The organism is Sinorhizobium medicae, from assembly GCF_007827695.1.
Lineage (GTDB): Bacteria > Pseudomonadota > Alphaproteobacteria > Rhizobiales > Rhizobiaceae > Sinorhizobium > Sinorhizobium medicae.
Window position 1 is genome coordinate 86165 of sequence record NZ_VITA01000012.1, and the last position, 16417, is coordinate 102581.

The following is a 16417-nucleotide window of genomic DNA, read 5'->3' on the forward strand; positions in this document are numbered from 1 at the left end:
GTTCAATGGTTTTCGCCCAGCGCTTCCGCAGCGTCGATACGCTGCCAGGTCTCGTCGAGCTGGTTGCGAAACCAGGTCATCTGGCGCTTCGCATATTGCCGCGTCTGAGCCGCGCCGGCCTCGATCGCCTGCGCCTCGCTCATCTCGCCTTTCAGCATCGCGGCGATCTGCTGCACGCCGATCGCCTTCATCGCCGGCATCTCCGGCGGAAGATCAAGCGCGAGAAGCGCGCGCACCTCTTCGACGGCCCCCATGCCAAGCATTGCCTCGAAGCGCCGATTGATGCGGCTATGAAGCACCGGCCGCTCAGGCAGGACGACGATCTTCCGCGCCCGAGTGGCATCGATGATGACAGGACCTCGGCTCTGTTGGTAAAATCCGATCGGCCTTCCAGTCGCCTCCATCACCTCCAGCGCGCGCACGATCCTTTGCCCGTCACCGGATCGCACGCGCTGCGCCGTTTCCGGATCCAGAGCGGATAATTCGTAGTGGAGCGCCTCCGCACCCTCCTCCATCAGGCGCTTCCGCAGGCGCTGGCGGATCGCATGCGGAACCTCCGGCATGTCGGAAAGCCCTCCCGTCAGCGCCTTGAAATAAAGGCCGGTGCCGCCGACGAAAACGGGCATCCGCCCCTCTATCCTCAATCTCGCCACCAGCGCTTCCGCCTCGCGCAGCCATGCGCCGGTTGAATAGGCACGGTCCGGCGGCACGTGGCCGTAAAGGAAGTGCTCGACTCCCCCCATCTCGCTTTCGTCCGGGCGCGCGGTCAGTATTTTCAGCGTGCCGTAAACCTGCATGCTATCGGCATTGATCACGACGCCCCCGTGTCTCTGCGCAAGCTTCACCCCCAGCGCAGACTTGCCGCTGGCGGTTGGTCCGGTTATCAGGATCGCGTCGATGTCTCTCGCAAGGTTTTGCATCATGGCTCTCGTTGCCACGCTTATCGCCAATCCGTCAAATCCGGTTCTGACGCCAGCACGCGCGGAGGCGGCAGCGGAACGCCTCGATGCATCAGGACTCTATTGGCTCGCGGACGGCATCGCCTGCGACATCGTGTTGAGGGATGGCACCGATGCCGGCGAAGCACAAGCCGGGCTACGTGAGACGGTTGCCGGCGCCGCTATCGATGTCGCTGTGCAGGAGGCCGAAAGCCGTCGGAAGCGATTTCTGATCGCCGACATGGATTCGACCATGATCGGGCAGGAATGCATCGATGAACTGGCCGCGGAAGTCGGCTTGAAGGAGAAGGTCGCAGCAATCACGTCGCGGGCCATGAACGGTGAGATCGCGTTCGAACCGGCACTCGTCGAAAGAGTGGCACTTCTCAAGGGCCTGCCTGTTTCGGTCGTCGAGGAGGTCATTGCCAAGCGTATCACATTGACGCCCGGCGGCCGCGAACTCATTGCCACGATGAAGGCCAAGGGCCACTATACGGCGCTCGTCTCGGGTGGCTTCACCGTGTTCACCGGACCGATAGCGGAAATGCTCGGCTTCGACGAAAGCCGCGCCAATATTCTCCGTGACGAGGATGGCAGGCTCACCGGCGATGTCGCTCGGCCGATTCTGGGCAAGCAGGCAAAGATCGACGCGCTTATCGATATTTCGGAACGGCTCGGCATCACGCCAGCGGACGCCATCGCCGTCGGCGACGGCGCCAACGATCTCGGCATGCTGCAACTTGCCGGCACCGGAGTGGCGCTACACGCCAAGCCCGTGGTTGCCGAGCAGGCGAGGATCCGCATCGATCACGGCGACCTCACCGCCCTGCTCTACCTTCAGGGTTACCGGAAGACGGACTTCGTGGCGTGATCATCCACGAGACCGAGCGGCTCAGACTCCGTGCCTGGCTGGAGGCCGATCGCGATCTCTTTGCCGAGATCAACAGCGATCCAAAGGTGATGGAGTTTTTCCCCTTCCGCCGCAACCGCGCGGATGCCGATGCGCTCTTCGATAGCAACAACCGAAATATTTACGAAACCGGCTTCGGTTTCTTCGCGCTCGCCCTCAGGGAGAATGATGCACCGATTGGTTTTTGTGGACTTGCACGCACGGATCTCAAACCGCACCTGCCCGACGGCACGGTCGAGATCGGTTGGCGCCTGGCTGCCCGACACTGGGGAAAGGGCTACGTGACGGAGGCTGCGGGGGCGCTTCTCGACTATGGTTTCGAGGAAAGAAAGCTCGGCGAGATCGTTGCCATCGCCGTTGCGACGAATACCCGTTCCATCGCCGTGATGAAGCGGATCGGCATGTATTGCGACCCCTCGCGCGGTTTTGAGCATTCCGGCGTCCCGGACACGCACCCGCAGCTGAGACCACACGTGCTTTACGCGATCACCGCTGATCGGCGGCAGCGGAACGGCGAGACCGCGAAACGCTAGATCGCGAAGTTTCTAGAGCAATTCCAGGAAAAGTGGGAGCGATTTTCCGTCCGAAATTGCGGCAAAATAAGGGTTTAGAGAGTTTCCGGGATCGGGGAAAAGCGGAAATGCTCTAAGTCGGGTGACTTGAAAATTGAACGTGACCGTTTCTGGTACGTCAGAACGCCGCCGCGAGTTTCACTCCATCCGTACCGTCACGAAGCGCAGTTCGCCGCTTTTGTTGGCGATCATCAGCAAAGCGTTGCGGCGCCCGTCAGCCTTGAGTTCCGTGACGCGTGAGGTGACATCCTCCGGCGTCTCCATTGCTTCCTGACCAAGTTCGACGATCACCTCGCCCACCTCAACCCGGCGCTCGGCCGCGGGCGAATTGGGCTGCACCTCGGTAATGACGACGCCTTTGACGTTTTCGGCGATTCCGAAACTCTGGCGGCGGTCAGTGTCGAGCTCTGCGAGCTTCATGCCGAGCACGGTGTCGCTTGCCGGCAGTTGCGCGGCAGGCGGTTCGCCGGGCTTCGCATCACTGCTCTCCGGCATCTCACCCGGTTTCGCATTGGCGAGCTGCTCGCCATCTTCCAGCCGGCCCAGTGTCACGCGGACCAACTGCTCCTTGCCGTCACGGATGATCACCACATCGACGGCCTTGCCGACGGGGCTCTCTCCGACGGTGCGCATGAGGTCCCGAATCTCCGCGATATCCGTTCCGTCGAAGCGGATGATAATGTCGCCCGGCTTGATTTCACCTTTGGTAATCGGGCCGCCCTCGATGATGCCCGATACGAGCGCGCCGCGCGGCAGCTCCATTTTCAGGCTCTCGGCGATGTCATCGGTGACGGGCTGGATTCGAACGCCAAGCCAACCGCGGCGGGTTTCGCCGAATTCCTTGAGCTGGTTTACAACGTTGACGGCAAGCTCCGCCGGCACGGCGAAGCCTATTCCGACCGACATGCCGGTCTGCGAAAGGATCGCCGTATTGATGCCGACGACTTCGCCTTGCATGTTGAAAAGCGGTCCGCCCGAATTGCCGCGATTGATCGCCGCGTCGGTCTGGATGAAACTGTCATAGGGGCCGGCATTGATATTGCGGCCGCGTGCGGAGACGACGCCCACGGAAACGGAAACGCCGAGACCGAACGGATTGCCGACCACCATCACCCAATCGCCGATCCTGATCTTTCGCGAATCACCGAAAGAGACGGCTTTGAGCGGCTTTTTCGGTTCGACCTTCAGCAGGGCGAGGTCGGTTTTCGTATCCATGCCGACCAGTTTCGCCTTCAGCTTCGTGCCGTCGGAGAAATTGATTTCGATATCGTCGGCATCCTGGATCACGTGGTTGTTGGTGACAATGTAGCCCGCGGGATCGATGATAAAGCCTGAACCCAGCGAATTGACGGTGCGCGGCCGGCCGCCCTCGCCTCCCGGACCCCTGAAAAATTCGTCGAAGAACTCCTGATGGGGTGACCCTTCCGGCACCTGCGGTATCGGCGCATTGTCGTCGTCGCCCTTGACGTTCTGCGAAATCGATATGTTGACGACTGCGTCGAGCAGTCCCTCGGCAAGATCCGCGACGGATGGAGGACCGGCCGGAGGCCGTGACGTGGCCGTCTGGGCAAGCGCCGTATTGGTGAAAATGAGTGCCGTCGCGGCCGCGAGCGCCAGGCCGCGGAAGAATTCGGGTCGTTTCGACAAGTCGCCAGGCTCCTATCATTTCCCTTGCGTCACGCCGGCTTCAGGTCGGCCGGTGGAAATGACGCACGATCTTTGGTTTGCTGCAACGAACTACAGCGCCGCGCGACTTGTTCGAGAAGCGCGGCACGAGGACCTTCTCTTGAAGATACGGCGGAATTCCGAAGCGTCCAGACACGATTTCCTGATGGGCGGCAAATCGAAGGTGCGTCAGATGGTTATTTCGTGCCCGTGCTGCTTTAGCGCCTCGACTGCCTGCTCGAGATTGGACCCGGCGACGAAAATATAATCGGTGCTGAAGGTCGAATTGGCGAAGACGCCGACACCTGCCTCCGAGAGCGGCCGAAGCACCGACGACAGCACGCCCGGCACATCGAAACTGAAGTGCTGTTCGACGCGAAAACAGCGCCAGCCAAGCGAACTCTGCACACTGGACGGGACGCGAGCGGCACGACAGACGAGCGTCATCTCCTCACGGGAACTTGAGACCGTCCAGAATCCCGGCCCCGGCAGCCATTCCGGGATAGCGGACCCGACGTTCAGTCGGGTGATGGCATATTCGGCATCGACCAGCCGGATGAGCAATTTATGTGGCATTTCGCGTTATCCTCGAAGCAACCATACAAGCCCGACGCCGATGGCCACCGATGTCAATCCGGCCAATCGGAGCTGATGTTCAGGGACATACGGCAATCGCTTCGCCAGTTCCACCAAAACCAAAGGGGCCAGTGCGTACACCAGCCCCTCGATGATCAGGAAAAAAGCAAACACGGTCAGAAAGTCTGACATCGTTCGCTTAATCTGTGGTGGTCGGTGCCGCCGGTCCCGGGGTCGGCAGCGGCTGGTCCGCACCGTCGGCACTGTTGAAATAACGGAAGAATTCCGAGTGCGGCGAAAGCACGATGGTTGTATCCGGGCTGCCGATCGATTGCGAATAAGCCGCCATCGACCGGTAGAACTCGAAAAAGCCGGGATCACGCTGGAATGCGTCGGCAAAGATCTGCGTCCGCTCCGCTTCGCCCTCACCGCGCAGAATTTCCGAATCACGTTGTGCTTCGGCGACGATTTCGACCACCTGGCGGTCGGCAATTGCACGGCGTCTCTGGCCTTCCTCGTTACCGCGGGCACGGATCAGTTCGGCTTCGGCCAGACGCTCCGCCTTCATCCGATCAAAGGTCTGTTGCGAGACTTCCTGGGTCAGATCCGTACGGCGGATGCGCACGTCCTCGATGTTGAGGCCAAGCGATTCCGCATCGGCGCTGAGGTCGGTCCGGACCTCCCGCATCATCGACGCGCGTTCGTCCGAAAGCGCTGCCTCGAAGCCCCTGAGACCATAAACCCGGCGCAGGGACGCATCCAGGCGAGTCCTGAGCCGCGACTCCGCGGATTCCCGGTCGCCGGAAACCGTCTGGCGGAAGCGGCGAGGATCGGAGATCTTGTAGACGACGAATGCGTCCACCTCATAGAACTTGCCTCCGGAAACCTGCACTCGGATATTGTCGAGATCGAAACGGAGTGCCTGGTCTTCGACGTACTGAACACGGTCGGCATCCATGAAGCCGAACGGAAGCTTGAAATAAAGGCCCGGTTCGCTCTTCACCTCACGGATCTGACCGAAGCGCACGACGATCGCCTGCTGACGCTCGTTCACCACGAAGACCGAGGAGTAGACGACGAACAGGACAGCGGCGAGGACGATCAGGATAATGGAGCTGCGATTGTTGATCATTGGTTTCCTCCCGACTGCACGGGCCTGCCGATTTCATTGAGCGGCAGATAGGGCAGCACACCCTGGCCGTTCTTCTCGTCGAGGATGAACTTCTTGGACTTGCCGAGAACGCCTTGCATCGTTTCGAGATAGAGCCGCTTGCGCGTGACTTCCGGAGCCTTGGAATACTCGTCATAGACTGAGATGAAGCGCTGAGCCTCACCCTGAGCCTCCTTGACCACCCGATCCTTGTATGCGGCCGCCTCTTCCCGGATCTGCGCGCCTTGGCCGCGCGCCTTGCCGAGCACCTGGTTGGCATACTGGTTGGCCTCTTCGACGAAGCGATCCTCGTCCTGCTCGGCACGCTGCACTTCGTCGAAGGCATCGGCCACTTCGCGTGGCGGGGCGGCATCCTCGATCGCCACGGTATTCACCGATATGCCGGCGCCATAGCTGTCCATGGTCGCCTGGATCGTGTTCTTCACATCCGCGGCGATCGCCTGACGGTTGTCGCGGAAAATGTCCTGCGCAGGACGGCGTCCGACGACCTCGCGCATTGCGCTTTCGGCCACCTGCTGCAGCGTGTCGGCCGGGTTTTCGACATTGAAGAGATACGCCTTCGGATCGGTAACCGAAAACAGCACCGAGAACTGCACGTTGACGATGTTCTGATCGCCGCTCAGCATCAGGCCGGAATTTGTTTGGCCCGTGCGACCGCCGATATTCTGCTGCTGCTCGGTCACCTTGACGATCTCTACCGTTTCAAGCGGCCAGAAGTGATAGTGCAAGCCCGGCATGGAGATTTCTTCCTTCGGCTTGCCGAAGCGCATCTCAACGCCGCGTTCGTCCGGCTGAACGGTATAGATGGAGTTCAGCAGGATGAAACCGAGAACCAGCAGGCCGACAATGACGAAGATCCCGCCGTTGAAGCCCCCGGGAACCACGCTTTTCAGCTGATCCTGGCCACGCCGGATGATCTCCTCCAGATCCGGCGGACCACCTCTTCCGCCGCGTGGCCGGTTGGGCCCCTGGCCCCATGGCCCTTGATTGCCGCCGCCGCCGCCCCAAGGGCCACCGCCGCCGCCATTCTGATTGCTCCAGGGCATCAAAACCTCACTTCCAAGAAAATATTTCGCTGAACGCCCCGCAGGCATTGCGGCCGGTCACGATGTGAACCCGTTATAGGTATCATGTGCATTGCTTTCAACGCGATACGGCCGAGTTCACCGTAAATGCGTTAAATTTGTTCACCGGAGTGCCGCAGCGAAGGGCGAGAACGTGGACAAGAGCGGAAGACCGCTCAGGCCCCGGTCTCCTGCGACGGCGCAGTACGGCGCCGCCAGGTCACGAAATGCATAGCGTGACTGTCTTTCTCGCCGCTTTGCAGGTCTTCTTCGAGCACCTTTTCGAAAACCGCCGGGTCGATCTCGGGGAAGCGTGTGTCGCCATCCACTTCGGCCTGCACTTCGGTAACGTGGAGGACATCGGCCATGCCGATTGACTGGCGGTAGATCTCGCCGCCGCCGATAACGCAAATCTCATCGGCCCCAATCGCCGCCGCCCGCTCCCGTGCGACCGCAAGAGCCGCCTCGAGGGAGGGCGCGACCTCGGCTCCGGGAGCCTCGAAGGCGCGATTGCGGGTGACGACGATGTTCGGCCGGCCGGGCAGCGGCCTGCCGATTGCCGCCCAGGTCTTCCGCCCCATGATGACCGGCTTGCCGATCGTTTGTGCCTTGAAGCGTTTGAGATCGGTCGGCAGCCGCCAGGGGAGATCGCCCTCGCGGCCGATGACCCCGTTCAACGCGACGGCGACGACGATAACGATCTTCGGTAAGATCGCCGGGTTCCGTTCTGTTTCAGTCATGAAAACCACTCGGCTTGCTGTCGATCTCGCGTGCGCGAACCAGGGCGGCGCGGTCGGTGACCACCCGAATGTAGCGGTCTATCACGTCGCTCTCCGGCAGGATCTTGCGCATCCACTGCAATGCGCTTGCAAGCAAAAGATCGGCGGCGCTCATGGACTCACCGAGCAGATAGGTGTGCCGCGTGAGCGCCTCGATCACATGCGCGCACATTTCGGTGTACAGCCGGGCGAGCCCCGGATTGTTCACCGTCACTCCGGAAATATGCGCCAGGGCAGTCGGCTCGATGACGCCCGCATAATAGGCAAGCCACGACAGATAGGCGCCGCGCTCGGGGTGCCCGGGCGGGCGGCTGAGGCTGCAGTCGGGATAGAGATCCGTCAGATATTGCACGACGGCGACCGATTCCCAGATCAATGTCCCATCGTGCAGAAGTGCCGGAACCTGCTTGTGCGGATGCGGATTCTTTTCGTCGGGAGCACCCGATCCGTCCCAGCGGCGAATGTTGACGTAGCGGATCTCGTATTCGGCACCGAGCTCCTCGAGCAGCCAGACGATCCGCGACGAACGCGACAAGGGCGCATGGATCAGCGTAAGCATGTAACCTCCTGTTGGAGCGTTTCCAGGAGCCGAATATGGACGGCCTTCCGACGACTGCCCACCTGCGACAGGTCACGTTCGTCATCCGGGGCGGACCCGGGCTGAAGTCACCGCGACCTATACCGCCACCGGCGCCTTGATATGTGAATCGGCTTCGTAGCCGGTGAGTTCAAAGTCTTCGAATCTAAATGAAAATAGATCCTTCACAGCTGGATTGATCTCCATTCTCGGCAGCGGCTTCGGCGTTCTCGTCAGCTGCAGCTGCGCCTGTTCGAAGTGGTTGCGGTAGATATGAGCGTCGCCGAGCGTGTGGACGAAGTCGCCGGCCTCAAGCCCCGTCACCTGCGCCACCATCATCGTCAGAAGCGCATAGGAAGCGATGTTGAAGGGCACGCCGAGAAAGATGTCACCCGAGCGCTGGTAGAGCTGACAGGAGAGCTTTCCGTCGGCCACATAGAACTGGAAGAGGCAATGGCAAGGCGGCAGCGCCATATCGTCCACAAGCGCCGGATTCCAGGCGGAAACAATGTGGCGGCGGGAATTCGGATTGGTTTTCAACCCTTCGACGAGCGTCGCGATCTGGTCAATATGACCGCCGTCCGGCGTCGGCCAGGACCGCCATTGGTAGCCATAGACCGGCCCAAGATCGCCGTTCTCATCTGCCCATTCGTCCCATATGCGCACGCCATGCTCCTTGAGATAGGCGATGTTCGTATCGCCTTTCAGGAACCATAAAAGCTCATGGATGATCGAGCGCAGATGCAGCTTCTTGGTCGTCAGCACGGGGAAACCCTGCGACAGGTCGAAGCGCATCTGGTAGCCGAAAACCGAGCGCGTACCCGTGCCTGTCCGGTCGCCCCGGTCGGTTCCCGTTTCAATCACATGTTCGAGGAGATCGAGATATTGCCGCATGCATTTTAACCGACGATTCGTTCGTTGTTTTGAAAATAGAACGAACCGTCGCGCGAACCAATGGCCCAAAGTCGTTTTCCGGAACGGAAATCTGCACGCGAGATCACTTCGCCGGACGCCGGTTGGCGGCGTGATCCTGATACTGCTCGTTCCTCACTGCCCTCTCGTCCAAACCGCGCGAGTCGGAATGCTGAGCCTTGTCTCTGTTCGACAGGACCTCGTTCTCGCCCAGAACGCCTTCCTGCAATTCGGTTTGCGCGCCGCTGCCGGAACCTTTGCCCTTGTCGGGTTTTCCCATGTTCTTTTTGCTGGCGTTGGCCATCACGGATCTCCTTCATCTTTGTCTGGAATTTCAGGCTTCCGGCACCACCTCAGTCGCCGGCGCCCTTATGGTGCCTACTTTCCTGGTTCTTTCCGCGAAGAATGCTGCGATCGTCCTCCTCGTGGGAATCGGCATGCTCTGTGCTAAGATCCTGCCCCTGGCGTTGAGCTTTCCTCAAGGCGTCGGAACGGTGGAGATCCGCCTCGGCATTGAAATCCTTGTCTGCGTTCGCCGTGTTTTCGCGGCCCTGAAGCACGCGCTTCTGCTGCTCTTGCGTCTTTCTCCCGACCATTGCCTTGCTCCTACGTGTTCGTGCGACCGCGCTGGTCCGGGTTCGCGCCGCCTTGCGCAGTCGTGTCGTTTTCGACATCGCCTTCGATGGTGTTGCCGCGTTTGAGAGCTTCGTAGTCCGCCGGCCCGCGAATACCCTTCGTGCGGCCGATCCCGGGATCTTGTTTGAGGTCCTTGTCACTCGGGCGGTTTGTCTTCGGATGTTTGGACGATGTCATCGGCCTTCCTCCTGCGCTGCAATTCTCTCCGAGGCGCGCCTTGCGTGGGTGTCCCTCGTTTAACCGCACCGGACGGCGAATGTTCCGCAATCCCTTGCCCTCCGTCGGAAGTCAGTCTGCAGCGTTTCAACCGTTGCATGATTTTCCGAAGCGGCTCAGGGCGGGAGAGGCATGCAGCTGCTTGTCGGCAATCAAGCCAGGTGACGATGAGCGGCACAGGTCTCGACGTCTTCGACAAAACCTTGCGGAAACGTGACCCGCCGATCCGGAGAATGCGGCAATAAGCGTGTTCCAGGTGCTGGGGCGGCATATCGATCTCGGCCAAACGGCAAAGATACGCAATACTTTGCCGGGAAAGACCAGTCGCTATGGCCGAACAGCGTCGGCGCAGGCGAATAGTTCAAGCAGAAAGGTGGATCGCGGAGCCGTTCAGCGCCTACGAAAGTGGGCGCCGGGCTTGCGGCGCCGGCGCCTGGCGGTACGTCGCCGGCCGATATACGCATTGAATGGGAGACTGGATCAAAGCGTCTGGAGCTTGCCCAGATTCTTGGCCACTAGATAGTAAAAGGTCACGCGCGACTTGCTGCGATCGTCGGCCATCGCCGTGGCCGTAGCGGCGATCGCCGCATCTGCTTCGGCCCCGCTGACGCCGAGCTTCTTCTCGCACCATTTTTCCTTGACGCGTTCCAGTTCCTTCGGATCGGAAGCTGAAACAAGGGAAGAGTCCTTGTTGCGAAGGGCAATGCCGAGATGGCGCACGATCTTGTTGACAACTGCTTCGTCGGCGCTGCCGTCATACTTCTGCACATCTGCGAGATAATCAGTCATAAAGCCTCCATTTAGCACTTGCTATCAAAAGCTGCCGTCCTTCACGCGAACCACGTGCAGCAGCCGGAGTTTTTCACGCCGTTCGTGTAAGTCAAGGCGTTTCGCGTTAAGCTGGCAAGACCGACATAAATCCGTCATTTCCGCGCCGACAGCCCTTTTCTTAGGCCCCGGAAAGACCTATATGACGTGTGCCGTCTTCGGGCGGCTATGGCAATAAACGGGCGATGCAATAAACCCATTGGACCCGGGGGCGGTACCCGGCGCCTCCACCAAAAACCGGTCGGAATTCGAGACCGGCTTTTGATGGGGGCGAAATAGGATCGACAAGGGCGTAAAGATCGACTTTTTGCTCGGCATTGTACCACCGTTATCGGGCTAAACTTATAGTTGCAAACGACAACTATGCTGAAGCACGTCTCGCTGCCTAACGGCGGTGCGACACTTCAAATCAAGTCCTTCCGGGTAGCACCGTAAGGCGGGGTCCGAAGGCACCTGGCAACAGAAGCCTTCACCTTCTCCCCCGTCGTGAAATGGTCTATAGATGCCTCGATAATTGACTCGTCAGAACTGGGCGGGCAAATGAAGGAGCAGGCTGCCGCGCCGATGTCGTCAAGGCGCAGATTCGGCTATAGCACCTTGAATCGCTGCATGATTTCCTGAATGGAGTTCCGGTCACAGGAATCATGCACCAAGTGACTTGAAGAGAACGGGGATCAAATGGGCCAGGACCATATTCGCTACGACATTCTGGCGCAGGACGCGCTTCGCGGCGTCATTCGCAAGGTGTTGGCCGAAGTTTCCGCCACGGGACATCTGCCCGGCGACCACCACTTCTTCATCACCTTCCTGACCGGCGCACCCGGCGTCCGAATCTCGCAGCACCTCAAGGCCAAGTACCCCGAACAGATGACGATCGTCGTCCAGCACCAGTTCTGGGATCTGAAGGTTACCGAGACCGGCTTCGAAATCGGTCTTTCATTCTCGGACACCCCGGAAAAGCTTGTGATCCCATATAATGCGATCCGCGGCTTCTATGACCCCTCCGTGAATTTCGAGCTGGAGTTCGACGTGGCCGCTAGCGAGGAGCAAGAAACCGATTCGGCGGAGATAACGGCTTATCCCGTGGAGGAAACCTCCGAGAGCGTGACGGACGAAAACACCGAAAAGCCTGACGGTCCCAAAGGCGGTGGCGCTTCCATCGTCTCGCTCGATTCCTTCCGCAAGAAGAACTGAGTACTTGCATCTGCCGAGTATTTGGAAGGAGGCGCGACAATGACCGGCGACGTGACCAATCTGCGCCAGTTTCGCAAACGGCAGGCTCGGACTGCCAGAGAAAAGCAGGCCGAACAGAATCGCCTCACCTTCGGTCGAACCAAGGCCGAGAAATCCGTCACCAAAGCCCTGAACGAAAAAACCGCAAAGACGCTCGATCACGGGCGGCTCGACCGGGCGGGCGACGACGGTGCGCCCGATCGCAACAAGCCGTGAGGCCAGCGGCGCCGAAAACGATTCCTGCACAAGGACTTGCGACTGTTTCCCGATTCGGAGTGGCAGAGACTTGAATCCGTTTGCGAGCAAGGGAAAGGTCGTCAAACACTCGGCAACCCTGCACGGGCATCGCACCAGCTTCACTCTCGAAGAACCGTTCTGGCAGGAGTTGAAAGCGATCGCGAAGGACCGTGACATGCCGCTCGCGCGGCTGATCGCCGAAATCGACGACGGTCGCGGCCAGGAAGGAAATCTCTCGTCAGCCTTACGTGTCTATGTGCTCGCCTGGGTCAAGGCACGCGCCGACGCGACAGGTGGGGCATAGGTCGGCCGCCGCCCGCCGAAACGACTGCGCCCTACCGCACCGTAATATCGGGAAGCAGATCGAAATTCAGACCCTGACCCGCTGGCGGTCCAGCATTCTGACGCTGTCGGGTACCGGCATCCTGCGGCGGTGTGACAGGCGCCTGCTGGCGACCGATGCTGCGGGCGGGCAGTTGCCGCATCCTCAGCCGCTCCTCGTCTTCGGCGCGACGTGCGGCAGCCGCCCGCGCTTGCGCTTCGGCCCGCATCCGCGCCGCTTCTGCCGCCGCTGCCTGCCGGCGCCGCTCTTCCGCGATCGTCCGCAACCGCTGCTGCTCACGCTCGGCCGCGCGCGCTCGGTAGAGCGCGACCTCGCGACGCAGACGTTGCTTTTCGAGCACATTCGCCTGCAGTATTTCGACCCGTCTGCGCTCGCGCTCGAAGGCTCTGAGCGACAGGAAGTTCGAAAGCTCGGTGACGTCAACCGTTACGCCAGGCGATGAAAGCAGCCCGGCATAGCCGAAGCGGACGCGCGGATCTGCCCCCGCCAGCGCCTCCTCGCCCGGGCGGAAGGTCAGATCGATCGTGCCGGCCATCCGGCCTTCGGGCAGGTCGAAAGATGCCTCGCCGCTGAAAGCGGCGTTGCCGTCGCCCGCTGCGACGTTCTGAACCCTCACGGTCCCGCCTGCTATGCCGAAGGGCACTTTCACCGTGCCAACCACCGATTGACCGGAAAAGAGCAAGTTCTCTGCAGCCCTGCGGATCGACTCCGGCGAGATATCGGTCTTCATCGCATCTGCCGCAGCCATCAGCTGCGGCAGCGCCGCGGTATTGACCCCGTTCAGGGTAAGCCCGTTGAAGCTCGCCGTGCCCGATCCACTGAGCGATTGCGCCATTGCCTCGGGCGTTGCGCCTGTAGCCTCCATCGCAACCGCAAGGTCGAAGCGGCCGGTCGCGACGGGGCCGTTTGCCCGCACCCAACCCGCTTCGGCAAGATCGGCACCCTTGAGATCGAGTCGGGAGCGCAGATAACCCGAGCCGTTGGCGTTGCCGAAGTGCATTCGTCCCTCGAGCTTGCCCCCCAGCCAGTCCCCCGTCGCATCGCTCAGGGCGAGTTCATCTCCCTTCCATTCCAGCCGCCCGGCAAAGTTGGAAACCGGGTCGTAAACACCCGGCCAGAACCGCTTCGCATTTATGTTGACCGCCATGTCGAGCCCGGTCCATGCTGGCTTCGCCACCGGTGCCAGCGCCAGTCCCCCGGTACTGGTGTCGTGAACCTGTCCCAGAATGCCTTCTGCCAACCAGGCGAGATCAAGAGTATCGAGCGCCAGCTCCCCTTCGGCCTTGCCGGGAACCTTGCGGTCGATCGCAAGCGCACCGGCAAAACCATTCCGGTCTGCCCTGCCCTCGATTGCCGTAATCGCAATCTTGTCGGGATCGGTTGAAAATTCAGCCGAGACCGTCAGCGGCAAGCCGCTGCCCATCTGCGGCAGCCCGATGCCTTGCAGCAGCAGATAAGGCTCGAGATCCTCGGATTTGAGGGTGAGCTTTCCCTGGCCTTCGAGATAATGCGCGCGCGACAGATCGAAAACACCGTTTGCTGCAAGCGATGTCCGCTCCGTGGTGAAGCTCAGGGCGCCGTTGGCCTTGGAGCCCTCGGTACTCTGCAGCTTGATGGCAAGAATACCGTTGGCGTCCGCTTCGAAGGGTAGCGGATCCAGACCGGCCTGCCCCAGCAGAACGGCCGTTCGCGGATTTTCGAGCGTGGCCTCCAGCAGCATGCCCTGACCGGAAAGTGCCTGCGCGACATCGGGTGCCTGGTAGCTACCGGCTATCCTGCCTCCGCTGGCGGTACCGATCACGCCAAAGGTGACCGGTGCATTACCCTCCTTGTTTCCGGCCGTCAGGGTGAGGTCGAGCGCGGCGTCGGAGTAATAGGAGCCAGCTTTGATAAGCCGTGCCAAGGCCGGATGGGCCGTGCTGTGCCGTCCGATCATTTCGAGAAAGGGTGTAAGCTCTTCGGCGGCAAGCTTCATCTTCGCCGAGACGACCGGCTTTTCGAGCCCACCGCTCATCCGGCCGGAAAATGCGAGCTGTGCGCCCGCAAGTGCCCGGATCGCGACCCGCTCGGCCTGCAGCTGACCGTTCTTCAAGGTAAGCACTGCTTGGACATCACGTGCTTCCTCACCGAAGGCGGAGAACGTCTCGGCGGAAAGGTCGGCGGCGATCGAGTGCTGCAGCAACGTCCCTGTGGAAGCATCGCCGGCGACCAGCCCGGCCAGGGCCTGAAGCGCCTCGAGGTCTATGTGGTTGCCTTTCAACTGCATGGACAAAGCGGGCGGCTGATCGGCGAAGGACTGGCGCTCGATCCTGCCGCGCAGCGTCGCTGGACCGGCCGCCACTTCGAGACTTTCAAACTGCTGCAGAGTGTCGGTCAGATTGACGGTCGCGGAGAAACCGGCCGTTTTCAACGTGCGTATCGCCGGATCGACCGATCCCGCCAGCCAGTTCGCGAAACCAGACGGCTGGTTGGAGGCGATGACGAGGTCGCCGCGGAATGATCGATGTTCTTTGAGGTTCAGCCGTCCCTTGGCTTCCAGTAGCGTCCGACCGGGCAGCAATGCGACGGCATTGTCGACGATCCAGCCGGCGCCGTCCGGCCTCACATCGAGGCGGACGTCGCGCACCGTCGTATCGCCGATAACGATTGCCGGGAGCTTCAGGCTGGCCCGCCCCGGCACCTGCGGAATCGGAATATCGGCCGCGATCGCCAACATCGCGTCGATCCGCTGGCGGAGCGAAATGGCTGGGTCGCGCCCGGTTTTGCCGCTGCTGCCGGAGTTGCCGATGCGGCTGACATCGATCTGCTGACCGTCGGCAATCAACAGGAACCTCTGGTCCTTGCCTGTATCGAGCGTCGCCTCGCCGGTGACGATATAGGGATCGTCGGGCGGCCCGATCTCGAAATGATATTCCGGTACGCGGATGCTTTCGTTGGTGAGCTGGAACTCGCCGTTGATGCGCAGTGCGCCGTCCGCCTTCACCTCGTTGGCTGGCCGATTCTCCGTGAGGGTGAAGCGGCCGGCATAGACCGGCCGGAAATCGACGACTTTCAGACTGCCGTCGAGCTCCACGCCGAAGGGCCGTTCGTCCGGCACCAGACGCGCCCGAAGGCTCAAGGCTCCCGTTTCATCGACGGCATTGCTCGTGAACGAGAAGCTGCCCACCTCACCGTCAAGCGCCGCACGGCCTTCGGCCCTCCATGGTCCAGCCAGGGTGCGGGCGGAGAGATCGGCGGAGAGATCGCTGACCCGGCGCGTGCGCCCCGTCTGCTCGTCCACGAACTCGATCTCGCCGTCGGCGATCTCCACTTTCTCCAGTATGACCGTATGCGCGGGGATCGCCGTGCGCGATCCCCGCGCCCAATCCAGCGTGCCGTCCGGCTGGAGGCGTATCCGCGCCTTCGGCCGGTCCAGCCGCATGTCGAAGATCAGCGCCTCGCCGCTCAGGAACGGCGCAAGCTCGGCACTCATCGAAAATTGGGCAACCTGGATCAGCGGCGGGCCGCCATCGCTGGATCCGACGCGCACGTCGTTGAGCGTGACGGTGGGAAACGGGATAAGACGCGCATCGACGCTGCCATGGACCACCACGGGCTTGCCCATGATGCGGCTTGCCTCCCGCTCGAAATCGTTACGGAAGCTGGTCCAGTCGATAAAAAGGGGTGCGATCAGCGCGGCAAAGAGCGCGACAACCAACAGTCCGCCGAGGGTAACCAGTATTCGCGCCAGCACCGTGTCACATTCCCGTCAGTTCGTTCG

General features: G+C 61.1%; 19 protein-coding genes and 1 other RNA gene. 6 read left to right on the top strand and 14 right to left on the bottom strand.

Annotated elements, in window-relative coordinates:
• Positions 1–2: 2 nt before the first annotated feature.
• On the bottom strand, positions 3–923 hold the full coding sequence (miaA, locus tag FB009_RS20310) for a tRNA (adenosine(37)-N6)-dimethylallyltransferase MiaA (RefSeq protein ID WP_024324790.1): 921 nt from the start codon (positions 921–923) through the stop codon (positions 3–5).
• On the opposite strand from miaA, the gene serB reads away from it, so the two are divergent.
• Both serB and FB009_RS20320 read left to right on the top strand, forming a co-directional pair.
• The gene (serB, locus tag FB009_RS20315; protein ID WP_011976142.1) at positions 922–1809 is read left to right on the top strand and encodes a phosphoserine phosphatase SerB; all 888 of its coding nucleotides are present in this window, start codon (positions 922–924) and stop codon (positions 1807–1809) included. The genes miaA and serB overlap by 2 nt on opposite strands.
• Complete coding sequence (locus FB009_RS20320) at positions 1806–2381, top strand: GNAT family N-acetyltransferase (RefSeq protein WP_011976143.1); 576 nt, start codon at positions 1806–1808, stop codon at positions 2379–2381. The genes serB and FB009_RS20320 overlap by 4 nt, the downstream gene beginning before the upstream one ends.
• A gap of 177 nt (positions 2382–2558) precedes the next feature.
• Here FB009_RS20320 and FB009_RS20325 read toward each other — a convergent pair whose 3' ends face one another.
• The 12 genes from FB009_RS20325 to FB009_RS20385 all read right to left on the bottom strand — a co-directional run bounded on the left by FB009_RS20325 (position 2559) and on the right by FB009_RS20385 (position 10805).
• Complete coding sequence (locus tag FB009_RS20325; protein ID WP_011976144.1) at positions 2559–4067, bottom strand: Do family serine endopeptidase; 1509 nt, start codon at positions 4065–4067, stop codon at positions 2559–2561.
• Between the two features lie 207 nt (positions 4068–4274).
• Positions 4275–4661, bottom strand: a complete 387-nt coding sequence (locus tag FB009_RS20330; protein WP_011976145.1) for an ACT domain-containing protein — start codon at positions 4659–4661, stop codon at positions 4275–4277.
• Between the two features lie 6 nt (positions 4662–4667).
• A complete protein-coding gene (locus FB009_RS20335) occupies positions 4668–4853 on the bottom strand; it encodes a DUF2065 domain-containing protein (protein WP_102045210.1) in 186 nt (61 codons plus the stop codon).
• A 7-nt stretch (positions 4854–4860) separates the two neighbouring features.
• On the bottom strand, positions 4861–5793 hold the full coding sequence (gene hflC / locus FB009_RS20340) for a protease modulator HflC (protein ID WP_011976147.1): 933 nt from the start codon (positions 5791–5793) through the stop codon (positions 4861–4863).
• Positions 5790–6878: an FtsH protease activity modulator HflK gene (gene hflK, locus FB009_RS20345; protein ID WP_011976148.1), complete on the bottom strand. Its 1089-nt coding sequence runs from the start codon at positions 6876–6878 to the stop codon at positions 5790–5792. The genes hflC and hflK overlap by 4 nt, the downstream gene beginning before the upstream one ends.
• Positions 6879–7072: 194 nt before the next feature.
• A complete protein-coding gene (locus tag FB009_RS20350; RefSeq protein WP_011976149.1) occupies positions 7073–7636 on the bottom strand; it encodes a dihydrofolate reductase in 564 nt (187 codons plus the stop codon).
• A complete protein-coding gene (locus FB009_RS20355; RefSeq protein WP_011976150.1) occupies positions 7629–8234 on the bottom strand; it encodes a glutathione S-transferase in 606 nt (201 codons plus the stop codon). Before FB009_RS20355 ends, FB009_RS20350 begins: the two co-directional genes overlap by 8 nt.
• A 117-nt stretch (positions 8235–8351) precedes the next feature.
• A complete protein-coding gene (locus FB009_RS20360; RefSeq protein WP_011976151.1) occupies positions 8352–9146 on the bottom strand; it encodes a thymidylate synthase in 795 nt (264 codons plus the stop codon).
• 103 nt (positions 9147–9249) lie between these two features.
• A complete protein-coding gene (locus tag FB009_RS20365; RefSeq protein ID WP_011976152.1) occupies positions 9250–9468 on the bottom strand; it encodes a hypothetical protein in 219 nt (72 codons plus the stop codon).
• A 49-nt stretch (positions 9469–9517) separates the two neighbouring features.
• On the bottom strand, positions 9518–9760 hold the full coding sequence (locus FB009_RS20370) for a hypothetical protein (protein WP_011976153.1): 243 nt from the start codon (positions 9758–9760) through the stop codon (positions 9518–9520).
• Positions 9761–9770: 10 nt separating this feature from the next.
• Positions 9771–9977 (bottom strand): hypothetical protein, encoded by a 207-nt coding sequence (locus FB009_RS20375; RefSeq protein ID WP_011976154.1) that lies wholly within the window; start codon positions 9975–9977, stop codon positions 9771–9773.
• A gap of 519 nt (positions 9978–10496) precedes the next feature.
• The gene (locus FB009_RS20385) at positions 10497–10805 is read right to left on the bottom strand and encodes a DUF2853 family protein (RefSeq protein WP_011976156.1); all 309 of its coding nucleotides are present in this window, start codon (positions 10803–10805) and stop codon (positions 10497–10499) included.
• A 151-nt stretch (positions 10806–10956) separates the two neighbouring features.
• Between FB009_RS20385 and ssrA the strand changes: the two genes are divergently transcribed.
• From ssrA to FB009_RS20405, 4 genes are all read left to right on the top strand, one after another.
• Positions 10957–11318, top strand: a transfer-messenger RNA (tmRNA) gene (ssrA, locus tag FB009_RS20390).
• 204 nt (positions 11319–11522) lie between these two features.
• On the top strand, positions 11523–12038 hold the full coding sequence (locus FB009_RS20395; protein WP_011976157.1) for an SspB family protein: 516 nt from the start codon (positions 11523–11525) through the stop codon (positions 12036–12038).
• 39 nt (positions 12039–12077) lie between these two features.
• Entirely contained in the window at positions 12078–12293 is a 216-nt protein-coding gene (locus FB009_RS20400; RefSeq protein ID WP_011976158.1) for a DUF4169 family protein, read from the top strand.
• Between the two features lie 70 nt (positions 12294–12363).
• Positions 12364–12618: a ribbon-helix-helix domain-containing protein gene (locus FB009_RS20405; protein ID WP_011976159.1), complete on the top strand. Its 255-nt coding sequence runs from the start codon at positions 12364–12366 to the stop codon at positions 12616–12618.
• 31 nt (positions 12619–12649) lie between these two features.
• On the opposite strand, the gene FB009_RS20410 is transcribed toward FB009_RS20405, so the two are convergent.
• Positions 12650–16390: an AsmA family protein gene (locus FB009_RS20410; protein ID WP_011976160.1), complete on the bottom strand. Its 3741-nt coding sequence runs from the start codon at positions 16388–16390 to the stop codon at positions 12650–12652.
• Between the last annotated feature and the right edge of the window lie 27 nt (positions 16391–16417).

What these genes read in the sequence shown, in the direction of transcription:
- serB (WP_011976142.1), top strand. Translation starts at nt 922, where the DNA reads ATGGCTCTCGTTGCCACGCTTATCGCCAATCCGTCAAATCCGGTTCTG.
- miaA (WP_024324790.1), bottom strand. Translation starts at nt 923, where the DNA reads ATGATGCAAAACCTTGCGAGAGACATCGACGCGATCCTGATAACCGGA.
- FB009_RS20330 (WP_011976145.1), bottom strand. Translation starts at nt 4,661, where the DNA reads ATGCCACATAAATTGCTCATCCGGCTGGTCGATGCCGAATATGCCATC.
- FB009_RS20335 (WP_102045210.1), bottom strand. Translation starts at nt 4,853, where the DNA reads ATGTCAGACTTTCTGACCGTGTTTGCTTTTTTCCTGATCATCGAGGGG.
- hflC (WP_011976147.1), bottom strand. Translation starts at nt 5,793, where the DNA reads ATGATCAACAATCGCAGCTCCATTATCCTGATCGTCCTCGCCGCTGTC.
- hflK (WP_011976148.1), bottom strand. Translation starts at nt 6,878, where the DNA reads ATGCCCTGGAGCAATCAGAATGGCGGCGGCGGTGGCCCTTGGGGCGGC.
- FB009_RS20350 (WP_011976149.1), bottom strand. Translation starts at nt 7,636, where the DNA reads ATGACTGAAACAGAACGGAACCCGGCGATCTTACCGAAGATCGTTATC.
- FB009_RS20355 (WP_011976150.1), bottom strand. Translation starts at nt 8,234, where the DNA reads ATGCTTACGCTGATCCATGCGCCCTTGTCGCGTTCGTCGCGGATCGTC.
- FB009_RS20360 (WP_011976151.1), bottom strand. Translation starts at nt 9,146, where the DNA reads ATGCGGCAATATCTCGATCTCCTCGAACATGTGATTGAAACGGGAACC.
- FB009_RS20365 (WP_011976152.1), bottom strand. Translation starts at nt 9,468, where the DNA reads ATGGCCAACGCCAGCAAAAAGAACATGGGAAAACCCGACAAGGGCAAA.
- FB009_RS20370 (WP_011976153.1), bottom strand. Translation starts at nt 9,760, where the DNA reads ATGGTCGGGAGAAAGACGCAAGAGCAGCAGAAGCGCGTGCTTCAGGGC.
- FB009_RS20375 (WP_011976154.1), bottom strand. Translation starts at nt 9,977, where the DNA reads ATGACATCGTCCAAACATCCGAAGACAAACCGCCCGAGTGACAAGGAC.
- FB009_RS20385 (WP_011976156.1), bottom strand. Translation starts at nt 10,805, where the DNA reads ATGACTGATTATCTCGCAGATGTGCAGAAGTATGACGGCAGCGCCGAC.
- FB009_RS20395 (WP_011976157.1), top strand. Translation starts at nt 11,523, where the DNA reads ATGGGCCAGGACCATATTCGCTACGACATTCTGGCGCAGGACGCGCTT.
- FB009_RS20400 (WP_011976158.1), top strand. Translation starts at nt 12,078, where the DNA reads ATGACCGGCGACGTGACCAATCTGCGCCAGTTTCGCAAACGGCAGGCT.